Source organism: Millisia brevis NBRC 105863 (assembly GCF_001552615.1).
GTDB classification, from domain to species: domain Bacteria; phylum Actinomycetota; class Actinomycetes; order Mycobacteriales; family Mycobacteriaceae; genus Millisia; species Millisia brevis.
The window spans coordinates 20090-34445 of record NZ_BCRN01000007.1 but is presented as its reverse complement, the minus strand read 5'-3'; the positions used below and the strand labels follow the sequence as shown (position 1 = coordinate 34445).

Genomic DNA, 14356 nt, shown 5'->3' with positions numbered 1-14356 from the left:
GTGCTGCGCAGCCGGCTCGGGGTGGCGCTGGTTCTCGCGATCGTGCTGCTGGTCGGCGGCGGCGTCGCGCTGTACGTCACGCCGCTGCTCGCGGTGCGGACCGTCGACACCAGCGGGGTACCCGAGGCGTTGACCGGCCAGGTCGAGGCGGCTGTGCCGATCGGCACACCGCTGTTGCGGGTGAACACCGGTGCCGCCGAGGCGCAGATCGAGCAGATCCCGCGGGTCGAGTCGGCCACCGTCGAGCGGAGCCTGCCGTCGACGGTGACGATCACCGTGGTCGAGCGGGTGGCGGTCGTCTTCGTCGACGCCGCGGACGGCACCCATCTGATCGACCGCAACGGGGCCGACTTCGCCGTCGAGGCGCCGCCCGAGGGTGTCATCCAATTGATCACCCCCACACCGGGAACGGGGGATCGCACCACCGAGGACGCGGTCTCGGTGCTCGCCGGGCTGCCCGCGGACCTGCGGCCGCAGGTCGTGCGGGTCGAGGCGCCCACCGACACGGCAATCTCGTTGGTACTGGCGGACAATCGCACGCTGGTCTGGGGGAGTGCCGACGACTCCGGGTACAAGGCGGACGTCGCCCGCGCGCTGTTGACCCAACCCGGCGGCGTCTACGACGTCTCGAGTCCGGATTTGCCGACCATTCGCTGACCCGCGGTCGGTTCGCCTGTGACCTCGCGTTTCGGTAACCGCCGGAGGCGCTTTCGGCTGTGTCCGCGGCCGCGTTCGGCAGGCGCCTGGTGCGCAGCGGGATTCACAACGATTGTTGGATGTCGTTCGGCGCGCCTAGTCCAGAGTGTGGCGGCTGATGCCTAACGTGGCCTGCAGTCGAGCACTTGACATAACTATGACTCTATGGTTGAGGTTGAGGGTTCTGTTCGGCGGAGAACTCATTGGACTGCTACACGGAAGGCGACGCCCATGACGCCCCCGCACAATTACCTTGCCGTGATCAAGGTCGTCGGTATCGGCGGCGGCGGTGTGAATGCCGTCAACCGGATGATCGAACAGGGCCTCAAAGGCGTGGAGTTCGTCGCGGTCAATACCGATGCCCAGGCATTGTTGATGAGCGATGCCGACGTCAAACTCGACGTCGGCAGGGAACTGACGCGCGGTCTCGGTGCCGGCGCGGACCCCGAGGTCGGCCGCAAGGCGGCCGAGGACCACAAGGACGAGATCGAAGAGGTGCTCAAGGGCGCCGACATGGTTTTCGTCACCGCCGGTGAGGGCGGCGGCACCGGCACCGGCGGTGCGCCGGTGGTCGCGTCGATCGCCCGCAAGCTCGGCGCCCTGACCGTCGGTGTCGTCACCCGCCCCTTCTCCTTCGAGGGCAAGCGGCGCGGCAACCAGGCCGACGCCGGCATCACGTCGCTGCGCGAATCCTGCGACACCTTGATAGTGATTCCGAACGACCGGCTGCTGCAGCTCGGCGACGCCGCGGTCAGCCTGATGGACGCCTTCCGCAGCGCCGACGAGGTGCTGCTCAACGGTGTCCAGGGCATCACCGACCTGATCACCACCCCCGGCCTGATCAACGTCGACTTCGCCGACGTCAAGGGCGTGATGTCCGGAGCGGGCAGCGCGCTGATGGGCATCGGCTCCGCCCGCGGCGAGGGTCGCGCGGTCAAGGCGGCCGAGTCCGCGATCAACTCGCCGCTGCTCGAGGCGTCGATGGAGGGCGCCAAGGGCGTGCTGCTGTCGATCGCCGGCGGCTCGGATCTCGGCCTCTTCGAGATCAACGAGGCGGCCTCGCTGGTCCAGGAGGCCGCGCATATCGAGGCGAACATCATCTTCGGCACCGTGATCGACGACTCGCTCGGCGACGAGGTGCGCGTCACGGTGATCGCCGCCGGCTTCGACGGCAGCGGCCCGGCGCGCAACCAGATGGAACCTCGCGCCGCTCGGGCCAACGGCGCCGCGACGGTCGGACCCGCACGCGCCGGCCAGATCGGCTCGCCGCGAACGGATCCCACCGCGGGGATCGAGGAGCCCGCCGCCCAGCGGGAGGACGCGAGCCCCCGGCGCGAGGAGCCGGTCTCGCGCCGCGAGGAGAGCAACGGGTACGGCGGCTCCGACCGGTCGTCCCGCGACGCGGTGGTCGACGATGACGAGGACGTCGACGTCCCGTCCTTCATGAGGAACTAGGCGGCGGTGACCGGACCGGAGGCATCGGGGCCGACGGGCAGCGCGCCCGTCGGCCCGTCGCCCGTGCGCGTGCGACGGGTGGTCACCGCCCGCGCCGGCGGGGTCTCCCGGGCTCCGTACGACTCGTTCAATCTCGGCGACCACGTCGGCGACGATCCCGCGGCGGTCGCGGCCAATCGTCGTCGGCTCGCCGAGGCGATCGAGCTGCCGCCCGAGCGTCTGGTCTGGATGGATCAGATCCACGGCCGCACGATCGCCACCGTCGACGGCCCGGTCGCCGAGACGATCCCCGGCACCGACGGGGTGGTCACCGCGCAGCGCGATCTGGCTCTGGTGGTGATGACGGCCGACTGCGTACCGATCCTGCTGTCCGACGAGACCGCCGGGATCGTCGCCGCGGTCCACGCCGGACGGGTCGGCGCCCGCATCGGCATCGCCCTGCGCGCCCTCGATGCGATGGTCGCCAAGGGGGCCGAGGTCTCCCGCATCGGCGTCTTCCTCGGACCGGCCGCCGCGGGCGAGTCCTACGAGGTCCCGCCGCAGATGCAGGCGGACGTCGAGAAGCACCTGCCCGGCAGCTCCGTGCGGACCACCGCCGGTACGACCGGGCTGGACCTGCGGGCCGGACTGCGCCGCCAGTTGCTCGAGGCCGGGGTGGCCGCCGTCGCTCAGGATCCGCGCGACACGATCACCGATACGACCCTCTTCAGCCACCGCCGCGGCGCGCCGACCGGGCGGCTGGCCTCGGTGATCTGGATGCCGTCGTGACCGCCGGCGATCCGGGCTCGATCGGCGCCGCTCGGCGGGCGCAGTTGGCGGCCGGTCTGACCGCGGTCACCGACCGGGTGGCCGCGGCCTGTCGCGCGGTCGACCGGGATCCGGCCGAGGTCCGGGTCCTGCCGGTGACCAAGTTCTTCCCGGCCTCCGATGTCGAACACCTCGTCACCCTCGGCTGTACCGATTTCGGCGAGTCGCGGGCGCAGGACGCCGAGCGGAAGGTCGCCGAGATCGCCGCGTGGCTGGCCGAGCGGGCGGACGCGACCGTCGACCCGGATGCCGCGAGGCCCGCGATCGCCTGGCACATGATCGGGCGGTTGCAGCGCAACAAGGCCGCGGGTGTCGGACGCTGGGCGAGCGCGATCCACTCGGTCGACGATCCGCGGCTGCCGGCGATGATCGCCCGCGGTGCGCGGCAGGCGCTCGACGCAGGGGAGCGGACCGAACCGGTGCACGTGCTGGTCCAGATCAGCCTGGACGGCGACACCCACCGCGGTGGGGTCGAGGTCGACGAACTCGCCCACCTGGCCGACACGATCGTCGCGCTCCCGGAGTTGCGGCTGGCCGGGGTGATGGCGGTTCCGCCGCTCGGCTCGGACCCGGACGCGGCCTTCGACCGGCTCGCGAGCATCCACGAACGTCTGCTCGCCGACCATCCGGACGCGGTCGAACGGTCCGCCGGAATGACCGCCGACCTGGAGCCGGCGATCCGGCACGGGTCGACCTGCGTGCGTGTCGGAACGGCAATCCTGGGCGAACGCCCGATAACCTCACAAGTGAACAGTCGAAACATTGGTAACAGTGGTTCGACCGGCGAAGCCCGAGAATCCGGGCCAAGGGATGAACGGAAGGTCGACCGATGAGCAGCACCTTGCATCGCTTCAAGGCCTACTTCGGCATGGTCCCGCTCGACGAGTACGAGGACGAATACGTCGACGAGGTCGCCGAATCCCGCCCGGCGCGGGGCGGTCGCGGCTATGCGGAGCGTGACGAGGACATCGATCGCGAATACGACCCCGAGTACATCTCGCGCCGCAAGGAGTACGCCCGCCGGGAGAGCGTCGGCTACGCCCGCCGCGATGCCGACGACGAGGTGCGTCGGGAGAGCCCGCGCTCGATCTCCGAGGCGCGCCCGGTGCGGGCCTCCGCCGAGCGGCCGACCAGCCGCGGCGCGTTGGCGATCGACTCGCGCCCCGAGCCGCCGTCGCGTCGATCCCTCTTCGAGGAGGGTGTCTCGCAGGCGACGATCACCACCCTGCGCCCGCGCGACTACAGCGAGGCCCGCACGATCGGCGAGCGCTTCCGCGACGGCAACCCGGTGATCATGGACCTCGTCGAGATGAGCAATGCCGACGCCAAGCGGCTGGTCGACTTCGCCGCGGGCCTGGCCTTCGCCCTGCACGGCTCGTTCGACAAGGTCGCCACCAAGGTCTTCCTGCTCTCGCCGTCCGACGTCGAGGTCTCCGCGGAGGACCGCCGCAAGCTCGCGGCCAAGGGCTTCCAGAGCCGCTGACGGCTCGCGATCGGATCGGGTAGCGGGATGACGGTCGCACGGTCTCTCGGCGGCCGCAGGGGGTTCGCCGAGCCCGATCGGCGTGTCCGATGGGTCGGTTTGTGCTCTCGGCGATCAACTTCCCGCAATATTCGCATTAGCGGTCCCCGTACGGCACAGTGTGGGGGTGACCTCCGTCTTCGGCATCGTCCATACGCTGCTGTTCATCTTCTGGCTGCTGTTGATCGCCCGTGTGATCGTGGAATTCGTCCGGGCCTTCGCCCGCGACTGGCGGCCGACCGGCTTCATGGTCGTGGTTCTGGAGGCGATATTCACCATCACCGATCCGCCGGTGAAACTCTTCCGCCGGATCATTCCGTCTGTATCGTTGGGCGGCGTTCGCCTCGATCTGTCGATCATGGCGTTGCTTTTTGTGATGTTCGTGCTCATGAACGTGGTGCAATCATTGATGTGAGGGCATTATCGATCTTCACGACGCCTACCGGTCGGGTGTCGCCCGCAATATGCGAGAATGAGAATGCTCGAGTGCTGTGGGGAGCTAGTCACGTGCTCCGTGCCGTGATCGGTCCGAGATCCAAGCGGTCCGATATTGCTCGGTTGTCGAGGGCGAGTCGGTACGGCGAACCGAGTGCCGATACACAACTGAAGACGAGCTCCACCGCTCAACTAACGTGTGAAGGGACCCTTCGATGCCGCTGACGCCCGCTGATGTGCATAACGTCGCGTTCAGTAAGCCGCCGATCGGCAAGCGCGGCTACAACGAGGACGAGGTCGATGCATTTCTCGATCTGGTCGAGCAGGAACTCTCCCGTCTGATCGAGGAGAACGCCGACCTGCGCCAGCGCGTCGGGGAGCTCGACCAGGAGCTTGCCGAAGCCAAGTCCGGCCGCCCGGCCGCGCAGCAGTCGCTGGTGAAGGCCCCCGAGCCCGAGCCGATCAAGCAGGCGCCCCCGGCTCCGGCGCCCGCGCCGGTCGTCGCCTCCAACGAGGACTCCAACCTCCAGGCCGCCAAGGTTCTCGGCCTGGCGCAGGAGATGGCCGACCGCCTCACCTCGGATGCGAAGAACGAGTCCGAGCAGTTGCTCGCCTCGGCTCGCGCCAACTCGGAGCGCATGATCTCCGACGCCCGCACCCGCTCCGATGCGATGGTGTCCGAGGCACGGCAGAAGTCGGAGAGCCTGCTCGCCGACGCGCAGACCCGCTCGGAGACCCAGCTGCGTCAGGCCAAGGAGAAGGCCGACGCGCTCAAGGGTGACGCCGAGCGCAAGCACACCGAGATCATGGCCAGCATCAACCAGGAGCAGGCGTCCCGCGAGGGGCAGATCGAGCGCCTCAAGACGTTCGAGCGCGAGTACCGGGTGCGCCTGAAGTCCTACCTGGAATCGCAGCTGCAGGATCTCGAGCAGCGCGCTCCGGCCCTGCCCGCGGAGAAGAGCCCCGTCGGTTCGGGTGGCTACACCAACGGCAGCCCGGCAAACGGGTCGACCACCACCAACGGCAGCAACGGTGCCCCGGTGGGCTACGGACAGACTTACGGCAAGGGCAACAACTGACGGTTGCCCGCCCCTCGCGGGGGCGGGCACGGTCGGACGGGGACCGTACGGTCCCCGTTGTCGGAACGCGGGGCGCCTCGGATGACCGGTGCGCCCCGGTCCGGTCGGTAATGGTCGGTCGTGGGTAGGCGGGTCCCTCATGGTGGTTCTCGTGTTGGTCCTGGCGGGTCTCGGTTTTGTTCTGTTGATCACAGCGCTGATCACGGGGCAGACGTTGTTCGCCTGGGCCTGCATCGTGGCGTGCATCGTCGGCGCCCTGGTTCTGTTGTTCACCACATTGATGTCGAGTCGGTCCGCATCGGCCGAGCAGGTCGCCGGCGAGCCCGGCGACGACGGAATATAGACGTGACCGCCGGGTAAACCGGCGCGTACACTCGATCAGGCGTTGATCCGGCCATCACCGGGGAGCATTCGGAAGAACGGTCGGCCGCCGCGTCCTGGACGGGACGCGGTTCGACTCACTAGACCCGAACGGGTGGGCCCGTCACAGCCCACATCGAGCGGTTGTCGCGACGTCGCAGCACGTCCGGCAGCAAGCGGGGTGGTACCGCGGCCGCGGCGCATGCCAGTGCGTTCGTCGTCGTCCCCGAGCCCAGCGTTTCCTTCGCGGCACGTCCGACGTGCCGACGAAACCAGGCCCGGCAGTGACGACGAAGAAGGACGGCAGCACCATGAAGCGGCGGTATCCGTTGGCCGATCACACCGGGGAGTCCACCTCGGTGGAGTTCCCGACGCTCGAGGAGAATGTGCTCGCCTACTGGGCGATCGACGACACCTTCCGCGCCTCGATCGAGCAGCGGCGCGACGCTCCCGAATACGTCTTCTACGACGGCCCGCCCTTCGCGAACGGTCTGCCGCATTACGGCCACCTGTTGACCGGATACGTCAAGGACATCGTCCCGCGCTACCGCACGATGCGCGGCTATCGCGTCGAACGCCGTTTCGGTTGGGATACGCACGGTTTGCCCGCCGAACTCGAGGCCGAACGCCAACTCGGCATCACCGACAAGTCGCAGATCGACAAGATGGGCATCGCCGCGTTCAACGCCGCCTGCCGCGCCTCGGTGCTCAAGTACACCGACGAGTGGCGCGCCTACGTCACCCGGCAGGCCCGCTGGGTCGACTTCGACAACGACTACAAGACCCTCGATCCGTCCTTCATGGAATCGACGATCTGGGCCTTCTCCGAGCTCCACCGCAAGGGCCTCGCCTACGAGGGCTACCGCGTGCTGCCCTACTGCTGGCGCGACGAGACCCCGCTGTCGAACCACGAACTGCGCATGGACGACGACGTCTACCGCAGCCGTCAGGACCCGGCGCCGACCGTCGGCTTCCGCATCGCCGATATCGGCGACCGCATCCTGTCCGGCGCCTACCTGCTGATCTGGACGACCACGCCCTGGACGCTGCCGTCGAACCAGGCCGTCGCCGTGCACCCCGACGTCGAGTACGCGGTCGTACGGGTGCCGGCGTCCGGTTCGTCCCCGGAGCGCCGCTTCGTGCTGGCCGTCGACCGGCTGCCCGCCTACGCCCGCGAGCTCGGCGAGACCCCGGACGTCATCGAGACCTACCTCGGTTCGGCGCTGCTCGGGCTGCGTTATGTGCCGCCGTTCCCGTACTTCGAGGGTGCGGAGAACGGTGCGCGGGCGCATACCGTGCTGCCCGCCGAGTACGTCAGCACCGCCGACGGCACCGGCATCGTGCACATCGCTCCCGCTTACGGCGAGGAGGACAAGGTCGTCACCGACGCCGCGGGCATCACCCCGGCCACCCCGGTCGACGCCGCCGGCCGCTTCGACGCGACCGTCCCGGACTACGAGGGGCAGCTGGTCTTCGACGCCAACGCCGAGATTGTGCGCGATATCCGGCGCGGCAGCGGCGGCGCCGCGGCCAATCAGCCGGTGCTGCTGCGGCACGAGACCTACGAGCACTCGTATCCGCACTGCTGGCGGTGCGGCAACCCGCTGATCTACCGCGCGGTGTCGTCGTGGTTCGTGCGGGTCACCGACTTCCGCGACCGCATGGTCGAGCTGAACGAGGAGATCACCTGGTACCCGGAGCACGTCAAGCACGGCCAATTCGGCAAGTGGCTCGAGGGTGCCCGGGACTGGTCGATCTCCCGCAACCGGTACTTCGGCACGCCGATCCCGGTGTGGAAGTCCGATGATCCGGCCTATCCGCGCATCGACGTCTACAGCGGCCTCGACGAGCTCGAACGCGACTTCGGGGTGCGCCCGGACGATCTGCACCGCCCGTATATCGACGAGCTGACCCGCCCGAATCCGGACGACCCGACCGGTCGCTCGACCATGCGCCGCATCCCGGACGTCCTCGACGTGTGGTTCGACTCCGGCTCGATGCCCTACGCGCAGGTGCACTACCCGTTCGAGAACAAGGACTGGTTCGACGGGGGCGGCGGCAAGGACGGCCACTTCCCGGGCGACTTCATCGTCGAGTACCTCGGCCAGACCCGCGGCTGGTTCTACACGCTGCACGTCCTGGCGACGGCCCTGTTCGATCGGCCGGCCTTCCGGACCGTCGCCGCGCACGGCATCGTGCTGGGCAACGACGGCCAGAAGATGAGCAAGTCCAAGCGCAACTACCCGGACGTCAGCGAGGTCTTCGACCGCGACGGTTCCGATGCGATGCGCTGGTTCCTGATGTCGTCTCCGATCCTGCGCGGCGGCAACCTGGTGGTGACCGAGCAGGGCATCCGCGAGGGTGTTCGGCAGGCGCTGCTGCCGCTGTGGAATGCGTGGAGCTTCCTGAAGCTCTACGCCGGACAGGCCGGCACCTGGCGCACCGACTCGACCCACGTGCTCGACCGCTACATCTTCGCCAAGCTGGCGGTGCTGCGCGACGAGTTGACCGGCGCGCTCGACGACTGCGATATCGGCCGGGCCTGCGACCTGCTGCGCACCTTCAGCGAGGCGCTGACCAACTGGTACATCCGCCGCTCGCGGCAGCGGTTCTGGGACGAGGATCGCGACGCGATCGACACCCTGCACACCGTGCTCGAGGTGACCAGCCGGCTGGCGGCGCCGCTGCTGCCGCTGACCACCGAGGCGATCTGGCGCGGGCTGACGGGGGAGCGGTCGGTGCATCTGACCGACTGGCCCTCCGAGAACGAGGTGCCCGCCGACGCCGCCCTCGCCACCGCGATGGACGAGGTTCGCGACGTCTGCAGCTCGGCGCTGTCGCTGCGCAAGGCCCGGGGGCTGCGGGTGCGGTTGCCGCTGCCGCGGCTGACCGTCGCCGGCCCGCACGTGGCCGACCTCGAGCCCTACGTCGACCTGATCGCCGCGGAGGTCAACGTCCGCGAGGTCGACCTGAGCACCGACGTCGACGCCTTCGGCACCTTCGAACTCGCGGTCAACGCGCGCGCCGCCGGACCGCGGCTGGGCAAGCAGGTCCAGCAGGTGATCAAGGCGGTCAAGGCCGGCGACTGGTCGACCACCGCCGACGGCACGGTCGAGGCGGCCGGCGTGGTGCTCGAGGACGGCGAGTACACCCGCCGCCTGGTCGCCAAGGAACCGGACTCGACCGCCGCGCTGCCCGACGGCGCCGGACTGGTGGTGCTCGACACCGCTGTCACCCCGGAGCTCGAGGCCGAGGGGTGGGCGAAGGACCGCATCCGCGAACTGCAGGACGCGCGGCGCACCGCCGGCCTCAATGTGTCGGATCGGATCACCGTGGTGGTCGAGGTGCCGACCGAGCACCTCGACGCCTTCACCGCCCACCGCGATCTGATCGCGGGCGAGATCCTCGCGACCACCCTCGAGGTCGGCGAGCCGGGTGCCGACGCCGTCGATGTCGGCGGCGGGGTGCGCGCGGAATTGCGCCCGGTCTAGGTCGGTGACCCGCCCGCCCGTCCCCGGCAGGACCGGATCGGCCGGCGGAGCAGGGGGCCGGTGGGTCCTGCATCTCGACATGGACGCGTTCTTCGCGTCGGTCGAGCAGCTGACCCGCCCCACCCTGCGCGGCCGCCCGGTGCTGGTCGGTGGGTCGGGTAGCCGCGGCGTCGTCGCCGGCGCCAGCTACGAGGCGCGGGTCTTCGGCGCCCGCTCCGCGATGCCGATGGTCCGGGCCCGCCACTTGGTGGGCCCGGCCGCGGTGGTGCTGCCGCCGCGCGGTCGGCTCTACTCGGAACTGAGTCGGCGCGTCTTCGCCGTCATGCGCGCCGATATCCCGGTGATCGAGCAACTCTCGCTCGACGAGGCCTTCGGCGAGCCGGTCGAGCTTGTCGGCGCGGACCCCGACGCGGTGCGCGGCTACGCCGAGCGGTTGCGCGGCCGGATCCTCGACCAGACCGGACTGACCGCCTCGATCGGGGCGGGCAGCGGCAAGCAGTTGGCCAAGATCGCCTCCGGTATGGCCAAACCCGACGGGATCGTCGTCGTCGACCCGGCGCAGCAGGAACAGATGTTGGCCGCGTTGCCGGTACGCAAGCTGTGGGGGATCGGCCCGGTCGCCGAGGAACGGCTGCGGAGGATCGGGGTGGAGACGATCGGCCAGTTCGCCGCGCTCGACCCACCGGAGGTCACCGCTCTGCTCGGCGGCGCGGTGGGTACCGCCCTGCACCGGCTCGCCCGCGGTCTCGACGAGCGGCCGGTCCAGGAGCGTGGCGACGCGAAGCAGATCAGCGTCGAGACGACCTATGCCCGCGATCTGACCAGCGCTGCCCAACTGCGCCAGGCCCTGGCCGATCTCGCCGGTTCGGCGCTCGAACGGCTGCGCGAGGACGGCCGGTCGGCGCGCACGGTCGTGGTGAAGCTGCGGCTGACCGACATGAGCATCATCACCCGGTCGGCCACCCTGGCGACCCCGACCACCGACCGCGCCGTCGTGGTCACCACCGCGCACCGCCTCGCCCCCGACCCGGCGACGATCGGCGCGGTGCGGTTGGCCGGCATCGGTCTGTCCGGGCTGACCCGCGCCTACCAGGACGCGCTGTTCCCGGATCTCGACGCCGAGCCGGTGATCACCCGCCTCGACGAGGACGACCCGGCCGAGGCCGGCGTCTCCGGCGGAGCGTCGACCGCCTCCGATGCCGAGCACCTGCCCGCCGCCGACGGTGTCACCCCCGACGACAGCGACGAAGCGGTACCCGTGTCCGCCCGCGCCGCCGGTCGCGACGGCTGGTATCCCGGTGCCGACCTCACCCATCCCGACCACGGCTTCGGGTGGGTCCAGGGCAGTGGCCACGGCGTCGTGACCGTCCGCTTCGAAACTCGCTCCACCGGCCCCGGTCCCACCGTTACCTTCCCCACCACCGACCCCCTCCTGACCCCGGCCGACCCCCTCGACTCCCTGGACTGAGCAACGATCCGGCACCGTTACCCGCGCCTGCCGCGGGTAACGGTGCCCAATCGTCAGGGGTGGGACTTGGTGCGCAGCATGACCCAGACGATCGGGGCGGCGATCCAGCAGGCGGCCACGGCGAGCCACGACGCGTGGTGCAGGCCGGTCACAAATGACTGCTGGACCACCAGCAGCACCTGATCGCCCAACGGCGCGGGCACCGACCGGGCCACCTCGACACCGGCCATCACCGAGGTCTGGGCGGCGGCCCGCGCTTCCTCCGGCAGCGGCGTACCGGCGAGCGCATCCGCCAGTCGCGGACCGTAGGCCGAGGTCAGGATCGACCCGAGCGCCGCCACGCCCAGCGTGCCGCCGATCTCGCGGGTGGTGTCGTTGACCGCCGATCCGGCGCCCGCCTGGTCGGGCCGCAGCGCGTTCATGATGATCTCGGTGGCGGGCCCCGAGATGCAGGCCAGGCCCATCGCCATCAGGCACATCGACCAGACGACCAATCCCCAATAGGACGAGTCGATCTCGGTGCGCTGAACCAGCAGGAACCCGGTCCCCATGATCACCGCCCCCACGGCGGTCACCCGGCCGTGGCCGACCGTCTTCGCCGCGAGCATCGCGATCGGGGAGACCACCGCCATCACGATCGCAAACGGCAGCGTCCGTACCCCGGCCTCGAGCGGGCTGTACCCCTGGACCGCCTGGAAGTACTGGGTGATCAGGAAGATGAATCCGAAGAGCGCGAAGAAGGCCAGCGAGACGATGCCCGCGGCGGCGGAGAATCGCCCGTTCGCGAACAGACGCATGTCGATGATCGGCGCCGGGATCCGCAGCTCCCACACCACCAGCAGCGCCAGAAGAGCTGCGGCACCGGATAATCCGAGGATCGTCGCCGCGCTGGTCCAGCCGTGGTGCGGGCCCTCGATCACCGAGTAGGTCAGCAGCGCCAGACCCGCGATCGACAGCAGCGCGCCGACGACGTCCAGCCGGCCCGCATCGTGTTCGACCGGCACTCGCGGCACTGCGACCACGATGGCGACCATCGCCGCCGCCGCGATCGGCAGATTGACCCAGAACACCGCCGACCACGAGAAGTGTTCGAGTAGCCAGCCGCCGAGCACCGGCCCGATCGCGACCGCGATGCCCGAGGTCGCGGCCCAGATGCCCACCGCGGTCGCGCGGGCGGTCGGGGTGGTGAAGATCGTCGTGATGATCGCCAGCGTCGCGGGGAAGACCAGCGCGGCGAAGACGCCGAGGCCGGCGCGGGCGGCGATCAGTTGGACGAGCGAGGTGGACAGCGCGGCAGGGATCGAGACGGCCGCAAATCCGGCCAGCCCGAGCAGCAGAACCCCGCGCCGGCCGAAGCGGTCGCCGAGATGTCCGCCGGCGAGCAGCAATCCGGCGAAAACCAGGGTGTAGGAGTCGACAACCCATTGCAGGCCCGAGGTTCCGGCGCCGAGGTCTCGACTGATGGTGGGCAATGCGACGTTGACGATCGTGTTGTCGATCATCACGACCAGGACCGCGAAGCACAGGGCGGCGAGTGCCCCCCAGGGTGCACCGCCGCGCTGTCCCGGGTCCGTTGGTGCGGCGTTGTCGATCGTGGACGGCTTGGGCATGGCCCACTCCTTTCTGGTACGACGTACTACAATTGAAGAACAACGTTCTAATACATGAGAACAATGTCCCAGTAGGCTGTCAACCGTGAATATGAAGTCGAAGCGGACGCCGGCGGCGGAAGTGCGGTCGCTGCTGACCGCTGCCGCGCATCGGGTGCTCGCCCGCGACGGGGAGCGCGGACTGACCGTCCGCGCGGTTGCGGCCGAGGCCGGGGTGGCTCCGATGGGGGTCTACAACCACTTCGACGGCAAGGACGGCCTGCTCGTCGAGGTGATCGACGACGGCTTCCGGCGGTTGGGTGACCAGTTCCGCGGCCGCGAGGTCGATGCGATGGCGCGGTTCCGCCAATCCGGGTACCGCTATCGGCAGTTCGCGATCGAGAATCCGACGATCTACCGGATGATGTTCTCCGGCAAGACCCGCGCCACCACCGAGGTGGCCCTCGGCACGTTCATGGCGATGGTCGACGTGATCACCTACGGGCAGGCCGCGGGCGTGATTCGGGCGGACGATCCGGTCGCGCTGACGCTGTACATCTGGTCGACGGTGCACGGCGCGGTCAGTCTCGAACTCGAGCAAGCCGCCCCGCCGTTCATGGATCCGGCCGACTCCTACGAGGGTTTGCTCGATTTCATCGCCCGCGCCACCGCGCCCTGATTGTCGCGTTCGGGTACCGAAAGCCGCGCTCACAGCGGTTTCGCGTACCGGATCGTCCGTGCCCGGCGGGCGGCGGCCCGGTCGGAGGGTCCGGGGGGTCGCCATCGGCGGTACCGACGGTCGGTATCGTCGATAAGGTTCGACGCCCGAGACCGGGCGTTAGTACGGGTTGTATCCCGTACACCGACCCACACGAATAGGAATGGTGACTTGAACCTTCGGAAGTCCGGACGTGTAGTGGTTGCCGGTTTTGCCCTGGCTGCCGCGATGGCGATGACCGCGTGCTCGAGCTCCGACTCGAGCAGCTCCGACGCCACCACGACGACCGCTGCCGTCACCACCACCGAGGAAGCCGCCGCCACCGGCGACCTGCCGCCGGTGCCCACCGCTGCGGATCTGAACGCGGAGCTCAGCCGCGGCTTCGACCCGAATGTCCCGCTCGACGAGAAGGTGCGTCTGGTCCAGGGCGCCGAGATCGACCCCGACCTGATCAACAAGGTCGCCGAGGCCGCTCGCGTCAACAACGCCGTCGTCACCGTCGACAATGTGACCGACCTGGGCAACGGCACCCTGAGCGCGAACGCCACGATGACGATCAACGATCAGCCGAACCCGCTGGTGTTCACCTTCATCGCCGAGGACGGCATCTGGAAGCTGTCGCAGCAGGACGCGTGCAATATCGTCAACCTGGCGCAGATCCAGTCGCCGGCCTGCCCGGCCGCGGCTCCCGCCTCCTGACACCGCTTCACCTCGTCCGATGGCCGCGTCCCGCTGG

General features: G+C 69.5%; 13 protein-coding genes. 12 read left to right on the top strand and 1 reads right to left on the bottom strand.

Annotation, left to right across the window (positions count from 1 at the left end; translation table 11 throughout):
* The 10 genes from MB1_RS11630 (at nt 1) to MB1_RS11585 (ending at nt 11313) form a co-directional block, all read left to right on the top strand.
* The gene (locus MB1_RS11630) at nt 1-657 is read left to right on the top strand and encodes a cell division protein FtsQ/DivIB (RefSeq protein ID WP_245650146.1); all 657 of its coding nucleotides are present in this window, start codon (nt 1-3) and stop codon (nt 655-657) included.
* Nucleotides 658-927: 270 nt separating this feature from the next.
* Nucleotides 928-2151 (top strand): cell division protein FtsZ, encoded by a 1224-nt coding sequence (gene ftsZ, locus MB1_RS11625; RefSeq protein ID WP_066906986.1) that lies wholly within the window; start codon nt 928-930, stop codon nt 2149-2151.
* A gap of 63 nt (nt 2152-2214) precedes the next feature.
* Entirely contained in the window at nt 2215-2919 is a 705-nt protein-coding gene (gene pgeF, locus MB1_RS11620; RefSeq protein WP_066907402.1) for a peptidoglycan editing factor PgeF, read from the top strand.
* Nucleotides 2916-3791, top strand: a complete 876-nt coding sequence (locus tag MB1_RS11615; RefSeq protein ID WP_084351585.1) for a YggS family pyridoxal phosphate-dependent enzyme — start codon at nt 2916-2918, stop codon at nt 3789-3791. The genes pgeF and MB1_RS11615 overlap by 4 nt, the downstream gene beginning before the upstream one ends.
* Entirely contained in the window at nt 3788-4441 is a 654-nt protein-coding gene (locus MB1_RS11610) for a cell division protein SepF (RefSeq protein WP_066906979.1), read from the top strand. The genes MB1_RS11615 and MB1_RS11610 overlap by 4 nt, the downstream gene beginning before the upstream one ends.
* A 166-nt stretch (nt 4442-4607) precedes the next feature.
* On the top strand, nt 4608-4895 hold the full coding sequence (locus MB1_RS11605; protein WP_066906976.1) for a YggT family protein: 288 nt from the start codon (nt 4608-4610) through the stop codon (nt 4893-4895).
* 235 nt (nt 4896-5130) lie between these two features.
* A complete protein-coding gene (gene wag31, locus MB1_RS11600) occupies nt 5131-5994 on the top strand; it encodes a DivIVA-like cell division protein Wag31 (protein WP_066906973.1) in 864 nt (287 codons plus the stop codon).
* Between the two features lie 139 nt (nt 5995-6133).
* Nucleotides 6134-6337 (top strand): hypothetical protein, encoded by a 204-nt coding sequence (locus MB1_RS11595; protein WP_066906970.1) that lies wholly within the window; start codon nt 6134-6136, stop codon nt 6335-6337.
* A gap of 328 nt (nt 6338-6665) precedes the next feature.
* Entirely contained in the window at nt 6666-9845 is a 3180-nt protein-coding gene (gene ileS / locus MB1_RS11590; RefSeq protein WP_066907399.1) for an isoleucine--tRNA ligase, read from the top strand.
* A 4-nt stretch (nt 9846-9849) separates the two neighbouring features.
* Nucleotides 9850-11313, top strand: a complete 1464-nt coding sequence (locus MB1_RS11585; RefSeq protein ID WP_281190007.1) for a DNA polymerase IV — start codon at nt 9850-9852, stop codon at nt 11311-11313.
* 53 nt (nt 11314-11366) lie between these two features.
* Here MB1_RS11585 and MB1_RS11580 read toward each other — a convergent pair whose 3' ends face one another.
* Nucleotides 11367-12923 carry an MFS transporter gene (locus tag MB1_RS11580; RefSeq protein ID WP_084351583.1) on the bottom strand — a complete coding sequence of 519 codons (1557 nt, stop codon included), beginning with the start codon at nt 12921-12923 and terminating at the stop codon, nt 11367-11369.
* Between the two features lie 91 nt (nt 12924-13014).
* Between MB1_RS11580 and MB1_RS11575 the strand changes: the two genes are divergently transcribed.
* Both MB1_RS11575 and MB1_RS11570 read left to right on the top strand, forming a co-directional pair.
* Nucleotides 13015-13581 (top strand): TetR/AcrR family transcriptional regulator, encoded by a 567-nt coding sequence (locus MB1_RS11575; protein ID WP_066906964.1) that lies wholly within the window; start codon nt 13015-13017, stop codon nt 13579-13581.
* 237 nt (nt 13582-13818) lie between these two features.
* A complete protein-coding gene (locus MB1_RS11570) occupies nt 13819-14319 on the top strand; it encodes a WKL family lipoprotein (protein WP_369406863.1) in 501 nt (166 codons plus the stop codon).
* Nucleotides 14320-14356 lie beyond the last annotated feature (37 nt).

Coding starts and splice junctions, on each gene's coding strand:
- ftsZ (WP_066906986.1), top strand. CDS start 928: ATGACGCCCCCGCACAATTACCTTGCCGTGATCAAGGTCGTCGGTATC.
- MB1_RS11610 (WP_066906979.1), top strand. CDS start 3,788: ATGAGCAGCACCTTGCATCGCTTCAAGGCCTACTTCGGCATGGTCCCG.
- wag31 (WP_066906973.1), top strand. CDS start 5,131: ATGCCGCTGACGCCCGCTGATGTGCATAACGTCGCGTTCAGTAAGCCG.
- MB1_RS11595 (WP_066906970.1), top strand. CDS start 6,134: ATGGTGGTTCTCGTGTTGGTCCTGGCGGGTCTCGGTTTTGTTCTGTTG.
- ileS (WP_066907399.1), top strand. CDS start 6,666: ATGAAGCGGCGGTATCCGTTGGCCGATCACACCGGGGAGTCCACCTCG.
- MB1_RS11580 (WP_084351583.1), bottom strand. CDS start 12,923: ATGCCCAAGCCGTCCACGATCGACAACGCCGCACCAACGGACCCGGGA.
- MB1_RS11575 (WP_066906964.1), top strand. CDS start 13,015: ATGAAGTCGAAGCGGACGCCGGCGGCGGAAGTGCGGTCGCTGCTGACC.